The sequence below is a fragment of the uncultured Endozoicomonas sp. genome (assembly GCF_947495845.1).
GTDB lineage: Bacteria > Pseudomonadota > Gammaproteobacteria > Pseudomonadales > Endozoicomonadaceae > Endozoicomonas.
On sequence record NZ_CANMAO010000039.1, the window covers coordinates 15,045 to 35,002 of the forward strand.

The window sequence follows — 19,958 nt, forward strand, 5'->3', positions numbered from 1 at the left end:
TTAACCTCAGGCTCAACTTGACTCTCCCCAAGCCTTTTTGAGCCACCCCAAGCATGCAACCCCACTTATGGAGGGACTGCCATCGAAGAAAACAGACCTGACTAGCTGGCAAATGCCAGTGATTCGCAAATCCTCATCTTTACGGCCTGAATTTCAGGCCGTTTTTTTATTGTCTGACCGCCACTTTCTGTTCATTATAAAAACCCTGCTGAGATCAGAGCGAAAGCCCGCCTTTCAAAAGAACCATTAATAAAGTAATAACGAGGCCACTCCATGGATCTGAACAAGTACACAATGCCTTTGCTCAATGGCACCACCCAGCCGCTATCAGGGTATCAGGGCAAAGTGCTTTTGATTGTCAATACAGCCAGCAAGTGCGGTTTCACTCCTCAATACAAAGGGCTGGAAGATCTTTACACCAAATATAAAGATCAAGGGCTGGTTATTCTTGGTTTTCCCTGCAATCAGTTTGGTAAACAAGAACAAGGCGACAGCGCAGAGATTGGTGCTTTCTGTGAGAAAAACTATGGCGTCACTTTCCCAATATTTGAAAAAATCGAAGTCAACGGCGATGAAGCTGCTCCGCTCTATCAAGACTTGAAAGCAGAAGCCCCCGGGTTATTAGGCACTCAGGGCATCAAATGGAATTTCACGAAGTTTCTGATCAGCAGTAAAGGCAACGTGATCGATCGTTACGCACCCACGACCAAGCCTGAAGATCTGGAAGAAGATATCTGCACAGCATTAAGAGAGCGCTGAGCACGCCGAAATATTAAGAGTCTCAATCATTGAAGCTCTTACTATTGTGGATATTTATAAAGCCCTGAAAATGCTGGCTGAAAAGAATGGCTCAGAGCTGTTCCTGACAGTCGGCTACCCTCCCTGCCTTAAGGTAAATAGTCAGCTTATTCCCATTTCAAAAGCATCCCTGACAAGTCAGCAGGCACATCACAGTTTCCAGAACTTAATGGGTGAACATGACTACCAGGCGTTTCAGGCGAGCCACGAGCACAACTATGCCATTCAAACGCCTGAATCTGGTCGTTTTCGCATCAGTGCTTTTTTCCAAAAGGGCGAGCCCGGCATGGTGATTCGTAGAATTCATCATCACATAGGTTCACCAGAAGAGCTTGGTGTACCCAAGATATTCACAGATTTGATTCTCAAAAAACGTGGCCTGATTTTAATCACTGGCCCTGCAGGTACTGGTAAATCAACCTCCATGGCGTCTCTGGTAAAGCATCGGAACCAAGAAGGCAGAGGACACATCATCACCATTGAAGACCCTATTGAATTTGTCCATGAACACAACAACTGCATCATCACACAGCGGGAAGTGGGTATTGATACAGACAGTTATGAAGAAGGCCTGGCCAATACCTTGCGTCAGGCACCGGACTTGATAGTGATTGGGGAAATCCGGTCTACCCAGTCAATGAAACATACACTTGAGTTTGTTCAGACTGGCCACCTGGTCATTGCGACACTGCACGCCAATACGGCTTATCAGGCACTTGAGAGGATCATTAACTTTTTCCCCCATGACCAGCATCGGGAAATACTGCTAAACCTGTCGTTAAGTTTGCTCGGTATTCTGGGGCAGCAAATGATTAGCGCTCAGGATGGAAGCAAATCGACTATTGCCCATGAGATCCTATTAAATAGCCCTGCGCTGGCCAAATTAATCCACAAGGGCAACATCAATGAAATCTCAGATTTAATGGAGCGATCAAAAGATTCTGGCATGCAAACCATTGATCAGTCCGTTTTCGGCTTATACAAAAATGGCAAGATTACCGCACAACAAGCCATCCAACATGCAGACTCAGCCAACAACATGCGCCTTATGATTAAGCTGGATGGACAAAAAAAAGATAGCGATTTTGATAATCTCAGTATTGTAGATGATTGATTATATGTTTCATCAATGAGTGCGACTTTGCGCACATACCTTCAAAAACGACTATGGTCATTTAGTATTTCTGATATTCTTCACTTAACTTCGTTTATGTTAAGGAATATCAGATGGACTTTGATTTAGCTGCACAGTCTTCAGACTGGCTGCAGAACAACCAAGCTTTGTTAATCGATTATTGCGTCAATATCATCTCAGCCTTGCTGACATTAGTGATTGGCATACTGATAGCCCGATTTGTCAGTAACGCTTTAAATCGCATCATGGTGAAGAAAAACGTCGATGGCATTGTAGCTAGCTTCACCAGCAATATGACCAAGTATCTGATCATCGCTTTCGTCGTTGCTGCATCTCTCAGCCGGATTGGCATTCAGACGGCATCCTTAGTTGCCATTATTGGTGCCGCAGGTCTGGCTATTGGTCTGGCACTGCAGGGCTCTCTTTCGAATTTTGCTGCTGGTGTACTGCTGATTATTTTCCGCCCTATCAAGAAGGGAGAGTATGTGGAGATTGCCGGCGTTGGTGGGTCTGTAGAATCTGTTCAGATTTTTACCACGGTTGTCATTACACCGGACAATAAGATGGTGGTCGTTCCAAATAACAACGTTCTTAGTAACAACATCGTTAACTACACCCGAACAGGGCAACGCCGAGTTGATCTGGTGATTGGTGTTAGCTATTCCGCCGATCTGAAAAAGACAAGAGAGATTCTTGAGAAAGTACTCAGCGAAGATGATCGTATATTGAAAGATCCCTCCTGGACCATCGGTGTTCTGGCATTGGCTGACTCTTCAGTCAACTTTGCTGTGCGTCCATGGGCTAAGTCCAGCGATTACTGGGATGTGTATTTCTCACTTCATGAGAACATTAAGAATGCCCTTGATGAAGCGGGTATTGAAATTCCGTTCCCTCAAAGAGATGTTCATCTCATTCAACAATAATCAAGAAGGAAACAGGTATAGAAACTCCTACACCTGTTCCTCCAACGATCAGTTTGGTTAGAAAGACCACCAGTCACGGTTTCTATCCTCACGCCCCCACCCCGTAAAAGGCCTGGACTGGAACTGATTCCAATGACTTTGATTCCTGTGGAGATTCAGGCCCTGATTAAACCTGTCTTTGACATCACTAATGTCACCATGAGTTGGTATTCGCTGGAAAGGCTCCCATCTATCCTGCCTCCAGTTATGTGACCATCCTCCGTTCAAGGCATAATTAATCGCGTTATGGCTTGGGACTCTCTTTTTCTCCCTGAAGAACAACACGCTATCTTCTACATTACTATCCACACTGTTATAACCACTATCCTGACGGGCTAGAGTCTGACCATTTTTTAGTTGTTTCAGTCGGCTCATCACAGCCTGCATTGTTGGTCTTTTATCAGGGTTCTTATGCATCATATCTCTGACAAGGCCTAACATACCTTTATCTGATATTTTCATTTTCTTAACTTGAGTATTTATCGTATCATCAGCAAACTTAAGCGCGCGCGAGTAGCAATCCCACGCTCCACCATCTTTGCTCATGTAATACCCATTACCAAAAATCTCACCAAATAATACACCTAATGAAAATACATCGACTTTCTCCATATCCGTGACAGATCTAACAAAAGGCCCTTTAGCAATCATTTCAGGCGCCATGTATTTTGGAGCACCGGTGAAGTATGCTGCAGCACGCTTATGCTTGCCTTTTGTAGCACAGCCAAAGTCTAACAACTTCACTCTCGATTTCGACTCTATTGAGCTGTTTTCTAGCTTAATATCACAATGGAAGGTGTCATTTTCATGCATCTCAATGATTAGCTTTGAGAAACTCTCAGCAAGTTCATATTTATCACCAGAACGCATTTTTGTTTTTTCTGCTTTGATATATTCCAACCCATCAGAACCTTTAGCTGGTTCCATGAAAATTATGAATTGCCGCTTCCCTTTCTGGGTTGTTGTTTCTGACACGCCGTAGACTTTAGGAGCAACACCTGATCCTGTTTGCAACTTGATTTCGTTAAGTGCTTCGCTTAAATCAAAACCTTCTCTCTGTATTTTTTTTGCAACACATACTGTTGGTTCCTTTGAACCTGGCAAATAAACCCATGCTGGCGTTACCTTACCAAACGATCCCTTCCCCAAAAACCTACATTGACCACGAGCACTCTGAATATTTAATGTCTTTTTTGCAACAGCTGATAGCTCATTTTTCCTATAACCTACTGGCATTTTATTTACTGCTTCTGCTGACCAGCCATTTTTTAGGAAAAAATCTTCTGGCAGGGTATTCAATAAAGCAGCTCTAATTAACTTTCCAGTAGCTGGATCTTCAGCCTGAACCTCTGTGAATGGAGCGCCTGTTTTTCGTTTATCTTCACGGTTTTCATTCCAAAGCTTTTTTCTTACTTTAAGTCCATTTTTTTTAAAACCTTGATCGTCTAGCTTTAATTCATTATCGCTATTTAAAGCAACATTTAATAGATTATTATCTTTACCTGGATAGCCTAAGACCGACTTTAATTCAGGCTGAACCTTTGGCTTTCTACTTACACGTATTTCCTCCACACTCAACCCAGATTGCTTCTCATGAAATTTATTTTTATTTTCTACGTTATTAACTAACTTTGGCTCTGGAACTTTTGCATTGAGTCGTTGTTTTCTAGCATTAACATTTAATGCCGATTCTGATTCTCCAACTATTGATTTTTTATTTTTTACATAATGGCTTTTTGATTCTTTTTTCCCAAACCCCAAAGAGCTATCAATATAACTACTCAAAATATCAGAAATTATAAACGAAAATTCATAAGGCCCACCACTATATGACATAATCCTGAGTAGCTTTCTATCCTTGAGAGCTGAACTTGCCCATTTATATTCAGTACTTAAGTTTTCCAACACCTTTCGAAACTCTTTCATATCCATTCTTGAGCCATCGAGTAGTATCCGAATCACTCTGCTATTAGGCGTATCATTCGTGTATTTTGGCTCCTGGATTTCTTTGTTTTTCTGGTAAAGTTCTTTCCACAATGACTTGATTGCTTCATTTGTAGTAGTTTTATTTCCCTTAGCACTACTTTTACCCGATATTTTATTCAGTCTTTTAGTGTTTGCTTTTAATAATTCTGTATCATTAATATTTCCTTTTGGGATAATTTCTGCAACCTTAGGAGTGATTTTGATAACAGGCAGAGTGCCTTTTCGATCCTTTAATTGGTTGGCATTAACTGGTATAGAGTCAGTTAGTGCCCTTGCAAAACGTTTAGCCAGGGTCTTTGTATAAAATCGAAGATTATCATGATCAATGTAATATTTAATTTCAGGTATTTTATTGAATTTCTCCCTCCAATCTTTTGGAATACCTTTACCATTCAACGCTCTCTTTATATCCCCAACTGTTAGAGTATTAGAAGAACAAAGCATTCTTATAAGCTCACTTTCCAAGTATTCATTATCTGTGATGGCAGGGCGATGAAGCTCTTCTCCATTATTAGACAAAGCCTCCCAGAGAGCAATTACTGCATCTCTTGGAGCAAAGCTGGGTAGTGATTTTTTCTGATCAATCAGTTTTGGTTTTATATCCGGTTTATAGTCAACCGCTTTTTTTATTTCTTTGATTTCTTTCTTATCAAAAACACCAATACGCATATTTACCAAACCTTGCCCTGGCCTGTTAACTGAAGCTGTCATATACCACTCCTTGGAATCTAATTATTCATGCTATAAATCTTTATCCATTTCGGATTAAATTGATTTCATCTGAGTTCGGATTGTTTTATTTTTCACTCTGCGAATTTACCATTTACCTGTAAACTAGCAACTTATCAATTAGTTGTAGAACTACGACCTATGTCTCGATTTAAAGAAAATCAGTGCGCTCAGAGGAATTGTTTTCAAGTAGAAAAGGGGAATTTTGAAATTAATGAAGCAGTATTTTGAGAGAGACAGGGAGACAGGGAGACAGGGAGACAGATACTGCCAAAGCGACAGTATCTGATAAGATATATGCTTAGTTCTTTTCTTTATCAACTAGCTGGTTAGCCGTAATCCAAGGCATCATTTCACGCAGCTTACCGCCAACCTGCTCAATTGGGTGAGCAGCGTTGTTGCGACGATATGCCGTCATGGATGGGTAGTTCAGAGCGCCTTCGGAGATAAACTTCTTGGCGTATTCACCATTCTGAATATCTTTCAGGGCTTCACGCATAGCTTTACGAGACTCATCGTTGATAACCTTTGGCCCGGTCACGTACTCGCCATACTCCGCATTGTTGGAGATGGAGTAGTTCATGTTGGCGATACCGCCTTCGTACATCAGATCAACAATCAGCTTGAGCTCGTGCAGACATTCAAAGTAAGCCATTTCCGGAGCGTAGCCTGCTTCGGTCAAGGTTTCGAAGCCGGCTTTTACCAGTTCTACTGCGCCACCACAAAGAACGGCCTGTTCACCGAACAGATCGGTTTCAGTTTCATCTTTGAAGGTAGTTTCGATGATTCCGGTACGACCACCGCCAACGCCGGAAGCATAGGAAAGCGCTACCTCTTTAGCATTGCCGGATGCATTCTGGAAAATAGCGATCAGATCCGGGATACCACCACCTTTTACAAACTCAGAGCGTACTGTGTGACCCGGAGCTTTTGGTGCGATCATGATAACGTCCAGATCAGCACGGGGAACGACTTGGTTGTAGTGAATAGCAAAACCGTGGGCAAACGCCAGAGTAGCGCCTTGCTTCAAATTTGGTTCAACTTCGTCTCTGTACAGTTGAGACTGGAATTCATCCGGGGTCAGAATCATCACAACATCTGCCTGAGCGACGGCTGCAGGTACTTCCGCAACCTTCAAGCCGGAAGCTTCAGCCTTGGCCCAAGAGGAAGAGCCTTTGCGCAGACCAACGGTAACATCGACACCAGAGTCTTTCAGGTTATTGGCATGGGCATGCCCCTGAGAACCATAACCGATGATGGATACTTTTTTACCGCGGATAATGGAGATATCACAGTCTTTATCGTAATAAACGTGCATGGCTCTACTCCTTAAGACAGCTCCGGCAGGGAGGCTGATTTTGATCATTGAATGTTGTTTTTGGTGTTTCGTTCAACTTGGAGAGAACAATAGCCGAAAGAGATCAACACGTATAGTTGCAAATGATGATATATTTGCAACCAAATATCCCATTTTATGCAACATAACTGATATTAAGTATGGCTATTGATCTTCGACCACTTAAACAGTTTCTGGCTCTGGCAGAATCATTGCACTTTCATCGTGCCAGCCTGGAGTGCCATGTCAGCCCTTCTACCTTGAGCCGTACGATAAAGCAGCTAGAAGAACAGCTTGGCGTGGCGCTGTTCGAAAGGGATAACCGAAGCGTCTCATTAACGGCTCAGGGACAAAAATTCCAGTCTTATGCCAAAGATGCTCTATCCCAATGGGGTATCATTCATAACGAACTATTGAATGAAACTCAGGAACTTCAGGGCTCTCTGAGCATTTACTGTTCTGTCACTGCCAGTTACAGCTTTGTTTATGAGATTTTGAAACAATTTCGCCCCAAATACCCGCATATTGAGATCAAATTGCACACAGGTGACCCAGAACCTGCTATCCAGCGTGTTCTCTCCGAACAGGAAGATCTGGCAATGGCAGCTAAGCCAGACAGCCTGCCTGTGGGGCTGGCCTTTCAGCCTATCGCTATTTCACCATTGGTTTTTATTGCCCCTATAAAGTCATCACTACCAGATCATGTTTATAAACAGCCACTTACCGCCTCTGCCTTAGAGGGAGTTCCGATGATTGTTCAGGAGAAAGGTGTTGCCAGAAAAAGGCTTGATGTATGGTTTCAGGCCGGTAATACGAAGCCTAAAATATATGCACAAGTGGCAGGTAATGAGGCTATTGTCAGCATGGTCAGTCTGGGTTTTGGCGTGGGTGTTGTACCGGCCATCGTTCTGGAAAACAGCCCTCTGGCAGGTAGTGTTCAAAGGTTAAACGCAACACCTGAACTTGAGCCATACCACGTCGGCCTTTGTCTGCTGGAGAAAAAGCTGAAAAACCCGCTGGTACACGCTTTTTGCAACCAACTCCAAGAGATGCTATCTGAATAAAAAAACGCCCAATCAAGGGCGTTTTTCTGCAGGAAAGACATTATAAAGAAAGTACTTTCTCACCCCGAGCAATGCCGGTTACGCCACTTCGCACTACTTCCAGTACTTGAGCTTGGCCAATTGCTTCAATAAAAGCGTCCAGTTTCTCAGCTGTACCCGTGAGCTGAATCGTGTACACCGAACTGGTAACATCCACGATCTGCCCACGGAAAATATCCGCCGTTCGCTTCACTTCGGCACGCATTGGGCCACTGGCGCGAACTTTGATCAACATCATTTCCCGCTCGATGTGGGCGCCTTCCGTCAGATCCACCAGCTTGACCACGTCCACCAGCTTGTTCAGCTGTTTGGTGATCTGTTCAATAGATTGCGGCGTGCCCACGGTTGTCAGCGTCAATCGGGAGAGTGTTTTGTCTTCCGTCGGCGCAACGTTCAACGTTTCAATGTTGTAATTGCGCTGAGAGAAGAGCCCGACAATACGGGACAGAGCACCAGGTTCGTTTTCAACCAGTACAGAGATAATCCGTCTCATCACGTCCTCTCCGTTTTGCTAAGCCACAAATCGGCCATGTGGCCATCCTTGATCTGCATGGGGTACACATGTTCACGGGTATCTACCTGAATATCCATAAACACCAGTCGGTCTTTCAGAGAGAACGCTCTTTCCATTTCTTCCCGAAGTTTCGATGGGTCCGTTACCCGGATACCAACGTGACCATACGACTCTGCCAGTTTAACGAAGTCCGGCAGCGATTCCATGTAAGAGTGGGAATAACGGCTGTCGTACTGCATATCCTGCCATTGTCGTACCATGCCCAACGCCTGATTGTTCAGGTTGATGATCTTCACGTTGAGATCGTACTGCAAGCAGGTAGACAGCTCCTGGATATTCATCTGAATACTGCCTTCACCGGTCACACAGGCAACATGACTGTCTGGGAACGAGAGCTTTACGCCCATGGCAGAAGGCAGGCCAAAGCCCATGGTGCCAAGACCTCCGGAGTTGATCCAGCGGTTAGGCTTATCAAATGGGAAGTATTGAGCAGCGAACATTTGGTGCTGGCCAACATCCGAGGTCACAAACGTGTCTTCACCTTTGGTGACTTCGTACAGGGTTTCGATAACCTGCTGCGGTTTTAGAATAGTGCCGTCGCCTTTATCGTAAGGGAATAAGCCACCACGACTGTTGCGCCATTCATTTATCTGCTTCCACCAGCGTTCTAATGCGGCAGGTTCGATGGCTGTTTCATTCTCATCCACCTGCCGAAGCATGGTGTCCAGAACTGCATCCACCGGACCAACAATAGGCACATCCACCGGTACATTTTTGGCAATACTGGCCGGATCGATATCGATATGAACGATTTTTGCACCCGGGCAGAACTTGGCTACATTGTTGGTGACCCGGTCATCAAAACGAACACCCACGGCCAGAATAAGGTCTGCGTTGTGCATGGTTTGGTTAGCACAGTAGCTGCCGTGCATTCCGAGCATCCCGACGAACTGACGGTCAGACCCCGGATAACAACCCAGCCCCATCAATGTATTAGTGACAGGCACATTTAGCTTCTTCGCCAGAGTGTTCAGCTGGTTTGAGGCATTCCCGAGAATCACACCACCACCTGCGTAGATAATAGGCTTTTTGGACTCAGCCAACAGCTCAACCGCTTTGCGGATTTGACCGTTGTGCCCTTTCAATGGCGGGTTGTAGGATCGCATCCGGACTTTTTCAGGATACTGATAATCGTACTTTTTACTGAGATCGGTGATGTCTTTGGGAATATCTACCACCACCGGACCGGGTCGGCCAGTCTGTGCCAGATAGAATGCTTTTTTGATAATGCCCGGAATATCTTCCGCCCGCTTCACCAGAAAGCTGTGTTTTACGATAGGCCTTGAAATACCGACCATATCCACTTCCTGAAACATATCGCTACCGATAAATCCGGAAGGCACCTGACCGGAAAGCACCACCATGGGGATGGAATCCATATAGGCCGTCGCAATACCCGTAATGGTATTGGTGGCACCAGGGCCAGAAGTCACTAATGCGACGCCAGCCTTGCCCGTTGCGCGTGCGTAACCGTCTGCCATATGGGTGGCGGCTTGTTCGTGTCGTACCAGAATGTGCGTGACTGCCTTCTGCCGGAAAATGGCATCATAGACATGCAACAGTGCACCACCCGGGTACCCGTATATGTACTCTACTCCTTCGTCAGCCAGTGATCGGACTACCATGTCCGCGCCGGATAATTGCTCCACGTACTTACCCTCGGCTCTACTCATCGTATGAAATGAATTTCTTATATTGTCCTGCTGGAAAAAGCAGGGCTTTTAGTATCTGACGATATCGTGGCTCGAAGAACCACACTCACCAGTGAGTGCAGCCTGAGGCTGCCTGAGACTCACAATTCCGGCTTGCAGAATTGCTACATTCCTGTGCGGGTAGGAGCAGTACACCAACCCAGCATCTCAGCACGAGATCGAAGAGCCGGCATACTAAGGAACGCTATCATCCGGGCCGCAGATAAGCAGCATTAGATGGTCGCATAACTCCTGACTCAGCTTCTTGGGCAGCTTCAGGAGTTGCCATTTTTGACGTTCAGCCTTGCACAGTCAATATAAATACGCACTTTCTTTCGGGAAATACGTCAGTCCTCGATAAAAAGGTTAAGTAGTTGTGCAAATGAAATCGAATATTTCTGGCTGAGTGGATAGTTGCTATGCAAGGCGTAGCGTAGGGAGCATAGCCGTAGCTATGTGACCGAAGCTGCAACGCTGCAGAGTGACTGTCTACTTAGTCAGAAAATATGATTTCATTTGGTCAACTACTTACATGCACCCAATGTTTGCAGAGAATGCTGACGGATATGGTGGCATCGGAGTAAATTCTGTTCCTCAATACCACAGAACATTAATAAAGCAGCTGTCATGTCGATTTAGATTACATCATCTATCAGAACGTGCTGCCTTATGCCTACATTTCATATTCCTCAACCCTTGCAACAAAAAACAGGTGGAGTCGGTGGCTCCGGTAGTGTTTCCCCAAGCCACCAGCCCACAGGGCCAGAAAAACAAGGTTCTGGTAAAATGGGAGCACAGTCTGTATCAAAGGTTGATGCTGAAAAAAAGTTACCTGCGGCCGGTCAAACCGCAACAAAAGCTGAAACTGCAGCCGTAGATTTAAATCAAAGATCAGCAAAACCATTAGCGCCTGTTAAGTCTCTGCTATCAGCTGATCAACTGAAACAGGCAAAGAGCAAGGAAACAAAGTTATTGGATCTGGCTGATAAACTGTTAAAAAAGCAGCAAGACAAAAGCCTGGTTAATAATGCTCTGGAACATCTGACATCATTAGTTGGCGCTATAGATGAAAACCAGAGTCAGGATGAACTGATTCAGCTTCTGGTCACCATTACAGAAAAAGCACCACCTTCTTTCAAAATCATCATTGACGACGATGATGGTCAAGAGTTTTCCCTGTTACCTCCTGACCCCGTTAAACTCAAAAATGAAAACATTAAAGAGCTATTGCTGTTTTCATTGAGCCTGATAAAAGATCTTGATGAAACCGAGTTCAAAGACTACAACGCTGGGCAAATTGAACAAGACATCAAGACCACAGAAACGTTTCTGGAAGTGAATGGTCAGCAGATTCAGGCGAGTAATGAAGAAACAGACTGGAAAGCACAATTTGATAGTTATAAAAATCGCAAATCTACTATCTCTCTACCACCACCTCCGCTGGGAACTTCTCAAAGAGCCAACTACAAAACCATAACCCCTGATGAATTTTTAGCGGAAATGGAAAACCTTGGCGCTCAGACTGACAACCCCCATAATGGAACCCTCTCCGCTAGTCCGCCGAAAGCAGCTCAACCTGAAGTAGAAGAAAGACCCAATGATTTTAGTATTGATGATCCAGATGATGGGTATCACTCAGATTCTGAACAAGACTTAAAGGACCTGCCTAGTCCATATCCATCTCATAATAACGATGGTGGATATGGTTCAGATGATGATACCTCTTCGACACTACGATTAAAAAAAACATCGCCACCAAAGGCTGGTTCTAACGAGGGTTTTGCCAAGGAAGCTCCAGTCATTGAACCTGAGCCAAGCAATCGTGGAAGCAAAGCTGCTGCCTTGGATGAACTTGCAGATCTGCTAGCAGATGACCTTGATGGAACACCTCCAAGCCGAACAGAAAATGAAGATGAGCTGCAGGCAAACGAAGCGCCAATTGTTACACAAAGTCGGTATAAACCTATTACTGCCCCTACTCCTGATCTTATCCCAGGAGTATTAGACCACGCTCTTCAACCAACTGACGAGATAATAGAGTCAGAAGTTGAGGATGAACTCCCTCTTCCTCCACCAAATTTGCTCACAGATGACATAAAAGTCACGAACGCCTTATCAGAGCAACCTTTGGGAAGTGATCAGCCACCAGCTAGCGATGAGCCTTTAGCTGCCGAACAGTTGACAGCCACGACAGACCTGATTCCACCACAACCTGACCAAAGCACCGGAGAGCAAGCCACTGTTCTTGAGGCTGCTGAACTTCCTTCTTTCGAAAGCGCTGCCCAGAACGAGCCAGTAGAAACGCCGAGTCCACTGACAACCACAGAATTAGATAGCGGAAATGTATCACCCAGAAGAAATGTCTCCGGCCGTAAATATCTACGACCAAGCGCATTCTCAGGAGAAAGCCTTAACTTCAGCCGTGTTCAGCCACAGAAGAACGTTCAAACCTTTGGTTATCAGAAGTCTATCAATCTCCCCAAGTCCGTTCCTGATTTCATTGATGGTGCTGCGAGTACTATTGGAGAAGCGGCTCAAGCGAATGCAAAAGCCGTTTTTGAAAGGCTCAAAGAGGATGGGCAAGACGAAAAAATACTCGAAGCACTTGAGCTAATTCGTGAGAACCCGAAACTTGCCAAGCAATTTTTCAGCACCACCAGAAACTGGCAGGATGTGCGTAAAACCGTCATGCTGGATACTGACTATTTTCAATCAACATTGTCAGGCATTCAGGAAGTTCTGACGGATAACAATCGTGTCCGGAATATTCCTGTCTCTGCATTTCTACTGGCAGGCTTGTTGGATATACAGCTCGAAAAGTCCAGTATCCTGCCCCACATGGAGGCGACCTACACAAAGAGCAAAGGGTCTGGCGAGCGCAGAAGCAAGTTTGCAAACAGAATGGCCTCTTTTCTAAATAAAGAGGCCGTATGTCTCAATGATTATACTGTTGATGCCAAAGGAAAGGAGAAGCGCCTTAGCCCAGAAGACGCTGCAAACAATACCCGTCAGTTTTACAGGGGCATGGCTCTGGAAAGCAACAAAGAGGGTTCAGGCGCAGAATTAACTCCAATCAGTGATGACAAGGCCCACCATCAGGAATATCGAAAGATGCTTGAGTCCATGAATTATCTGGACATCAACTGGAACAGGGATGGTGAGCATTCAGACCAAGGGTTTCTCAACCATGATCACAAAGATTTCATTCTCAATAATGTACTGCTAAATAATACCAGTAACCTCCGGTTTGACCACAGAACTGGAAAGACCCAGCTGGAGATCAAGCCCGACCATCAACCAGCGGTCATTGCTGACATTCGTCAAAATGATCAAAAGGTGGATGTTCTGTTTAGGGGTATCGCGGGTTATAACTGGAAACTCTCGCCAGAAACGCTTATCAAAAACCCTCAATCTGAACTGCCATTCACTCAGCTTGAAAACAGTCACGACCGCTCAAGCGTCATCCCACTGCAGAATATGCAGAAAAATACGGGCGAAGACAGTAATGGCCTGCTGATGGTCAGAAAGTCTGGGAATATGCATTTATTCACGAAAAGCCAGGATGGTAGTTGGAACGCCAGGCCAGTACATCCGGGGCAGAAGAATGGGACAACAGATCAAATCATTGAAGGGTATTTACTACTGGCTCTGAATGAAACCAATTTACCGAGAGCACAAAGAGAGGGTGATCACCTTTACACTTATATTCAAAAAGCTCTGGATCACTATACGCTCACACACCCAGGCAGCGATTATGACGCCTTCAAAGGATTTGTGCGTGAGAATACACAACGCCTTGCGGGTGATAGTGGTATTCTTCAGCAAAATGCGAATGCAATAGCGGACTTAGAAGGTTTATTGGAGAATAAGGGTACGCAAACAAAGCTTGCTGAATTGCGAAGTACTCATGCCGTCAGCATCAAACACATTGATAAAAAATCGGTGTTTACAACAACCGATAGCTCAGTAAGAAGAAGTCAAGTTCCCACCGCTACATTTGTTGCCACAGCGCTGAGAGATCGTTCTGTTTTTGGCATGACCGATTCAATCACCAGTGATTACTTGAGGACTGTATCAGCAACACCCATGGGTACCGTTTGTCAAAAATTCTATGAAGATGCCATAACATCCGCTTTAGATGGAACCAGCATCAATGCATCTCTCATAGAAAGTGATACTCAGAGTAAGCATCAGGCTTTCAGAAAGGAAGCTATTCGCCCTATTGAAGCCTTCTCGCAGCTTTTGGTACCCACAGAGCCTCAAAAAGATTCATCGTTCAAATCCCAGCTGGAAAAATTCGAAAATTATGAACAGCGCTTTACGGATCTGGCTCAGCAGGTAAAGTTCAAAGCAGACGAGACTGAGCAAAAATTAATCGAAACACTGAGCAAATCTGACCTTAATACTAACAACGTACAAATTGCCAGAAACTTATGGTCTAACAATCAATACCCAAAATCCTGTAACCCGAACACAGATTCAGGCATCCAAAACAAGCGGGATTATGACAACCTGATGAGCGATCTATCGCAATTAAACCTAATGTCTAACGGACTTCACTCGTTTAGTCAGAGATTTGAAACGCTAAAAGGCAGTCTGGTTCAACTGGAGTCCATAAAAGACAAATTACCGGCAGAAATTTATACAACACATGCCGAACAAGCCAATGCAGATGTTGCCGAATTAACAGGCAATATCCTGCGCTTTGAACAGGATCTTACTAAATCATCAGCGCTGACGGTGGATCAGCGTAAGATGGATTTATTTGCAGAAGCCAAAGGTATTCAGTGGCGCGATCATCAGGAAAAGAAAATTCCCGTCGTTATGAGCGAGCTAAGTAATGCCATAAAAAATAATGAAGACAAAAAGATCTTCGCCAAGTGGGGCGCTGGCAGTGGTAAAAGTTTATTTATGACCCTTCTGAGTGATGCCGCTCTTGAGGCTATTCCATCCAATGAAAAACGAAAGCGCAATGTTATTTGCTTTGCTCCCAAGGTCAATCTGAACCAATTGAAAGGCCCGATGAATGAGCACTTCCAATCCAAAGAGAAACAAGTACAGGAAATTAATATTCCAGACATGGCTGAACTGGATAGCCAGTGGTGGAACAACACTGAAAATCTAGATCGCATTCACCTGAAACTCATGGGTATCAATGAAAATACGCCTTTCAATAATACAGAGATCAAAGCAGCACTGGCAGACCGTGGCATATGCATGCTCACCCATGCAGACGCTCTGACATTGCTTTCTCTGGAAGAAAAAGTTTCTGAGCAAAGTAATGTCTCCCCGAAAATTAAAGGTAAGGTCCATGAACTGTGTGATTTTTTACGCTCCAGTGTCGTATTAGGTGATGAGTGCACTGCTGGTTGCATGCCTTATACAGACACGGCATTGAACGAAGTACAGGATCAGATGAAAGCATCTCTATCATCCTTCGGCAGAGATAAGAATACGGCTTCCGGAGATGATGAGCTAAAAGACATGGTTCGCTTATTTTCAAGCTTTTCCGCATCCGTTAAGAATTTTGTCGGTTTCTCTGCCACATCTGGGTCAACCGCAATCAGTGCTGTTCTCAGTGGCAAGGCAGAGCAAAATGAAGTGTCTAAAGCCATGAATGAGGATCTCGCTACTACCCGCTCAAGGCTATTAGACCGGTTAGGCAAAGTAGATATTGTGCTCAGCAAAGATGGCTCCGATGTCTCCAGAGTCGATACCATGCAGAAAATCATGGCGCGCAGCGGTACACAACATGGCTTTTGTGTTCTCGACACCAGCGTAGAAGGTGGTGATGAAAGCACCATTAGAAATGCCGCCAAGGATTGGACAGATGTACTGAACAATGCCCGCTCAGAACTCGGCGATGATAAAGCATACGCAACGCAGTGGATTAACAGCAAAGGTGTGACAATGCTCCACGATGCTGATAACGAGAACTATGCGGCAGATACTGCGGTGAACTTTGGCGCCAAGGTAACAAAAGCAGATGAAAACTTTGAGTTGCTAAGACGAGATGGCGTACTCACAAGAGACCAGGGTGTTGGCTCTGATATGGGCTCCCTCACTCAAGAATTACAAACCCATACGGTACTTTACGGCGTTCTGGGTAATAGTAAATTTGGTAATTTCGATGCCCTGGAGCAATGGGAGGCTCGTGGAGACCGCGCAAACTGTGAGCCTTATAGAGCTCAGAAGGTGTCTTTAATTATTACGGAAAACGAAATTAAGGGATTAGGCCTTACTAAGACACAACGTGAAAACCACCTGGAACTGCAGGAAAAAGCTGACCGAGCAGGTCTCAGCCTGGATGATGCCATAAGAAATCTTGATGGTGATCAACTAAACGCAATACTGCAAATCAAAAACACACCCTTGACCTTGCCACGGGCCAAAGAGGGAAAAGCCAGCAAAGATCAATACCTTGAAACGGTTAAAACCACCCTTGATAAACTAAAAGATGGGTGGTCAAAAAGCTTTAACAGTGAGATTGCAGACAAACTTTATGAATTTCATTTAACAAGAGAAGACGCTCAACTGTCGATTAAAAACCTACTGATCGATGAAGTGGCCAAACGCTCTGTGAATGAACACGTTCAGAATGCAGAAGCAGGCATGTTCTCAGGTACGAAAGAGGGTATTATAAAAAATCTTTATACGAAAGAGCATCAGCTTATCAAAGAGGCGATTAAAGAAAGTAAAAGCCAGGCAATAGGTTCAACTAGGAAATCGCTTAAATCTAACGGAAACATTGATGCATTGGAATCAAAGAAATCCCTGGAAAAAGAAAAAACCAAACTATTAAAATTAACCAGAACAAACGATATGGAAACCCTGAACCAAATCATTAAAGAAAATAAAATAGATAATTTCTTGAAGAAAAGCACTACGGATCTTGGACGTAGCAAGAGAAACGAAATCTATGCACAATTCCAAAAAGTCAAAGCAGCTGGTGCCCAATACGCCTACGACAAATCACTAGTTCAAAGTGCCGAGTCCGTTCCCAAAAAACTTGGAAATTTATTTGATAAGGTTGTGGAAAACACTCCTCGCGCTACCTTAAAAAAAGGCACTGCCGAAACGTCCTTCAGTCAGGCAGTAAAATCAAGCAACGCCTCAAGCGATACCCAAGATATGCTTTCTGAGCTGAAGGGTGCAATAACATCCAGTAAAAATCCAGTCGTGACAATGAGTGCATCAAATAGCCATTTAGAAAACACAAAAGCAGAAATGAAAGAAGCAATACTGAATAGGATCAGTTCATTAAAAGAAAAGGCATCAATGCTTGATAGCACCTATTCCTCTTATGCCAACTCAAATAGATTAGGAAGCAGTGTCTCAGAAAACTTCTCAGAGAGCTTAAGTGAGTATTCGTCAGCTTTATCAAGCATAGAAAATCAGGTATCTAACGGAAATATAAGTACAGATGAATTAACAAAGATACCAAATAGAATATTTATTGCATTTCAAAACTGTAAAAACTCAATTTTCAACAGCATGTTGTTTAGAAGTGGTGCGCACATGGGCAACCCCCTGCAAAGCCAAGAGGTAACACAGGCCTTGGATTTTTTGAATTTTGAAAATGGGTATGAGCGCAGTATTACCCAAAAGGGATCTCTTATACTTTCTGATGCAAGTGAAAAAACCGGTAATAATAAGGTAGGTAGTAGCGATGGTTACATGATTAAAGTTAAAGGCGGCATTTATGATAGTTCCGGTGGTGGCGAACGCTTTAAACTTGTTATTGAAAATCGAGGAAAATCCCAAGAATACAAACCAGGCTTTATTGAGGAACTTGAACAGTATGCGACAGCGCTTGCCGACGCTAAAAAAAGCACTGAGCAGCTTGAAAAGGAAGCCGAAAAGATTACATTCAATGTAAGTAAGTCTATCGATGCATCAAGATCTACTTTGGACAAACAGCTTGATAGAATAAGCCAATCATTAACCAGAAAGGCTAACGAAGAAGACAAGCTACTTAAAAGTCAAAGCAAACTGAGGATAAAGCAGGAATCCTGATATCAAAATGTCGTTATTGTGGGCTGGTCGTCAAAGAGAAAGCTGGCCAGATCATGAAGGACAGTGCATAGTGCTGGAGCCTAAAGCATATAGCGACTGACGAAGACGAAAATTGTTTTAGCCTGCATTTTAAAAGTGCATTATTTATAAACTCAGATAACACACGCAAGCTTTACATTGGCGGGGGATATGAAACAGGTATTATTCTCAATAGCTCTACTTCTTCCGGTTCTTACCTTTGCCGAGTCCATGTATAAGTGGACTGATGAAAACGGTGTTGTTCACTTTTCCACCACTCCTCCTGTGGAGCAAATGGAAACTGAACTGCTGAATCAACAAAGTCCACAACTTATTTCAAACGGTGCTCCACCATCCCCCGAAGAAGCTCCTGGCTCCGATACAGAACAACCAACGTCTAGTCCGACAATTAGCCTCTCGAATGAAGCTGAAAAAAACGCTTACTGTAGCTCTTTAAACGGCAATCTAGTCATGCTGAAAAGTACGCCGAGATTAAAAATCACCCGTGCAAACGGTGAATCTGAAGTGCTTGATGATGCAGGGCGCCAGAAAGAGGCGGCAAGAATTCAGGGGCTTTTGGATAAATTTTGCAATAATTAGTTTGTAGTGGTAGAAAAATGGCGTTGTCTGGATAACCTGTCCAAGCAATGCCACAGCACTACTTCTGATAATAGTCTTTGTACTGAATCTGGAACTCCTGCCCCTTCCAATTGAACTTAATCACGTTGAAGGCTTCAATTTCATCCTCTCTATTATTCAACTTGAGGCTAGTACTTCTATCGATCCAGAAGCCCGGGTAAGCAGGCCACTCTGTACGTACCTCGCCATAAAGCTGCAGCAGAGAAGTAAACTCATCACTTGTAGCTCTGGTCAAAAGACTCTTGCCTTCATTACAGAAGAAACGCCCGGCAGCACAGGATGAATAGACAATCGTGTATTGGTTATTTTCTGCGCCAATCACTTTCACGCTCTTAGCACCGACTCGATAGAAACTCCTTATATTTTCCCACACTCCAGTCACTGCTAATGACCAGGCTGCTTCAGTGGTCAAACCTTGTAGTACGCTTTGATCAATAGCACCTACAGAACTCGTTTGGTCCACAATGTTCAATCTGAGATTATTTTGAGAGAGCCCACTGGCAGCTTTGCTATGTGCCCTTGTATACGAGCCTCCATACCGTAAGCCAGAAGAACTCCTCGTGGAACTATTGGAATACTCACTTGATGTACTTCCTGATGTACTTCCTGATGTACTTCCTGATGTACTTCCTGATGAACCTCCTGATGAACCTCCTGATGTACCTCCTGATGAACCTCCTGATGAACCTCCTGATGAACCTCCTGATGAACTTCCTGATGTACTTCCTGATGTACTTCCTGATGAACCTCCTAATAAGCCGACAGGGGGCTCACTTGGAGAGACTTCTCCTTGCGGTACTAGCCCAACATCCAAGTCAGGCAAGGGCTCTGGATCATCTACTGGAAGTGGTAATGGCATAGGCTCTGGATCATCCACAGGCAGTGGTAATGGCGTAGGCTCTGGATCATCCACAGGCAGTGGTAATGGCGTAGGCTCTGGATCATCCACAGGCAGTGGTAATGGCGTAGGC

12 protein-coding genes are annotated in these 19,958 nt (G+C 44.3%); 7 read left to right on the top strand and 5 right to left on the bottom strand.

The features are described 5' to 3' along the window. The first annotated feature begins 273 nt into the window (after positions 1 to 273). The 3 genes from Q1B11_RS18330 (at position 274) to mscS (ending at position 2,856) form a co-directional block, all read left to right on the top strand. Positions 274 to 759 (top strand): glutathione peroxidase, encoded by a 486-nt coding sequence (locus tag Q1B11_RS18330; RefSeq protein WP_299735100.1) that lies wholly within the window; start codon positions 274 to 276, stop codon positions 757 to 759. A 46-nt stretch (positions 760 to 805) separates the two neighbouring features. Next, complete coding sequence (locus tag Q1B11_RS18335; RefSeq protein WP_299735102.1) at positions 806 to 1,912, top strand: PilT/PilU family type 4a pilus ATPase; 1,107 nt, start codon at positions 806 to 808, stop codon at positions 1,910 to 1,912. Positions 1,913 to 2,025: 113 nt separating this feature from the next. Then, positions 2,026 to 2,856, top strand: a complete 831-nt coding sequence (gene mscS / locus Q1B11_RS18340) for a small-conductance mechanosensitive channel MscS (RefSeq protein ID WP_299735104.1) — start codon at positions 2,026 to 2,028, stop codon at positions 2,854 to 2,856. A 57-nt stretch (positions 2,857 to 2,913) separates the two neighbouring features. Here the strand turns inward: mscS and Q1B11_RS18345 are convergent, their stop codons facing one another. Further along, positions 2,914 to 5,592, bottom strand: coding sequence for a protein kinase (locus Q1B11_RS18345; protein WP_299735106.1), 2,679 nt, complete (start codon positions 5,590 to 5,592; stop codon positions 2,914 to 2,916). A gap of 319 nt (positions 5,593 to 5,911) precedes the next feature. Next, complete coding sequence (ilvC, locus tag Q1B11_RS18350; RefSeq protein ID WP_299735108.1) at positions 5,912 to 6,928, bottom strand: ketol-acid reductoisomerase; 1,017 nt, start codon at positions 6,926 to 6,928, stop codon at positions 5,912 to 5,914. 185 nt (positions 6,929 to 7,113) lie between these two features. Between ilvC and ilvY the strand changes: the two genes are divergently transcribed. Continuing rightward, positions 7,114 to 8,010 carry an HTH-type transcriptional activator IlvY gene (ilvY, locus tag Q1B11_RS18355; RefSeq protein WP_299735119.1) on the top strand — a complete coding sequence of 299 codons (897 nt, stop codon included), beginning with the start codon at positions 7,114 to 7,116 and terminating at the stop codon, positions 8,008 to 8,010. 40 nt (positions 8,011 to 8,050) lie between these two features. Here ilvY and ilvN read toward each other — a convergent pair whose 3' ends face one another. Then, on the bottom strand, positions 8,051 to 8,542 hold the full coding sequence (gene ilvN / locus Q1B11_RS18360) for an acetolactate synthase small subunit (protein ID WP_299735111.1): 492 nt from the start codon (positions 8,540 to 8,542) through the stop codon (positions 8,051 to 8,053). Next, entirely contained in the window at positions 8,542 to 10,272 is a 1,731-nt protein-coding gene (locus tag Q1B11_RS18365) for an acetolactate synthase 3 large subunit (RefSeq protein ID WP_299735121.1), read from the bottom strand. The genes ilvN and Q1B11_RS18365 overlap by 1 nt, the downstream gene beginning before the upstream one ends. 711 nt (positions 10,273 to 10,983) lie before the next feature. On the opposite strand from Q1B11_RS18365, the gene Q1B11_RS18370 reads away from it, so the two are divergent. Both Q1B11_RS18370 and Q1B11_RS18375 read left to right on the top strand, forming a co-directional pair. Then, a complete protein-coding gene (locus Q1B11_RS18370; RefSeq protein ID WP_299735113.1) occupies positions 10,984 to 18,330 on the top strand; it encodes a hypothetical protein in 7,347 nt (2,448 codons plus the stop codon). Positions 18,331 to 18,519: 189 nt separating this feature from the next. Continuing rightward, positions 18,520 to 18,948 carry a DUF4124 domain-containing protein gene (locus Q1B11_RS18375; RefSeq protein ID WP_299735114.1) on the top strand — a complete coding sequence of 143 codons (429 nt, stop codon included), beginning with the start codon at positions 18,520 to 18,522 and terminating at the stop codon, positions 18,946 to 18,948. A 58-nt stretch (positions 18,949 to 19,006) separates the two neighbouring features. Here the strand turns inward: Q1B11_RS18375 and Q1B11_RS18380 are convergent, their stop codons facing one another. Then, positions 19,007 to 19,450: a hypothetical protein gene (locus tag Q1B11_RS18380; protein ID WP_299735115.1), complete on the bottom strand. Its 444-nt coding sequence runs from the start codon at positions 19,448 to 19,450 to the stop codon at positions 19,007 to 19,009. Between the two features lie 97 nt (positions 19,451 to 19,547). Between Q1B11_RS18380 and Q1B11_RS18385 the strand changes: the two genes are divergently transcribed. Next, positions 19,548 to 19,958: hypothetical protein (locus tag Q1B11_RS18385; RefSeq protein WP_299735117.1), on the top strand; the 411-nt coding region annotated here is incomplete at its 3' end.

Coding starts and splice junctions, on each gene's coding strand:
- Q1B11_RS18330 (WP_299735100.1), top strand. CDS start 274: ATGGATCTGAACAAGTACACAATGCCTTTGCTCAATGGCACCACCCAG.
- mscS (WP_299735104.1), top strand. CDS start 2,026: ATGGACTTTGATTTAGCTGCACAGTCTTCAGACTGGCTGCAGAACAAC.
- Q1B11_RS18345 (WP_299735106.1), bottom strand. CDS start 5,592: ATGACAGCTTCAGTTAACAGGCCAGGGCAAGGTTTGGTAAATATGCGT.
- ilvC (WP_299735108.1), bottom strand. CDS start 6,928: ATGCACGTTTATTACGATAAAGACTGTGATATCTCCATTATCCGCGGT.
- ilvN (WP_299735111.1), bottom strand. CDS start 8,542: ATGAGACGGATTATCTCTGTACTGGTTGAAAACGAACCTGGTGCTCTG.
- Q1B11_RS18370 (WP_299735113.1), top strand. CDS start 10,984: ATGCCTACATTTCATATTCCTCAACCCTTGCAACAAAAAACAGGTGGA.
- Q1B11_RS18375 (WP_299735114.1), top strand. CDS start 18,520: ATGAAACAGGTATTATTCTCAATAGCTCTACTTCTTCCGGTTCTTACC.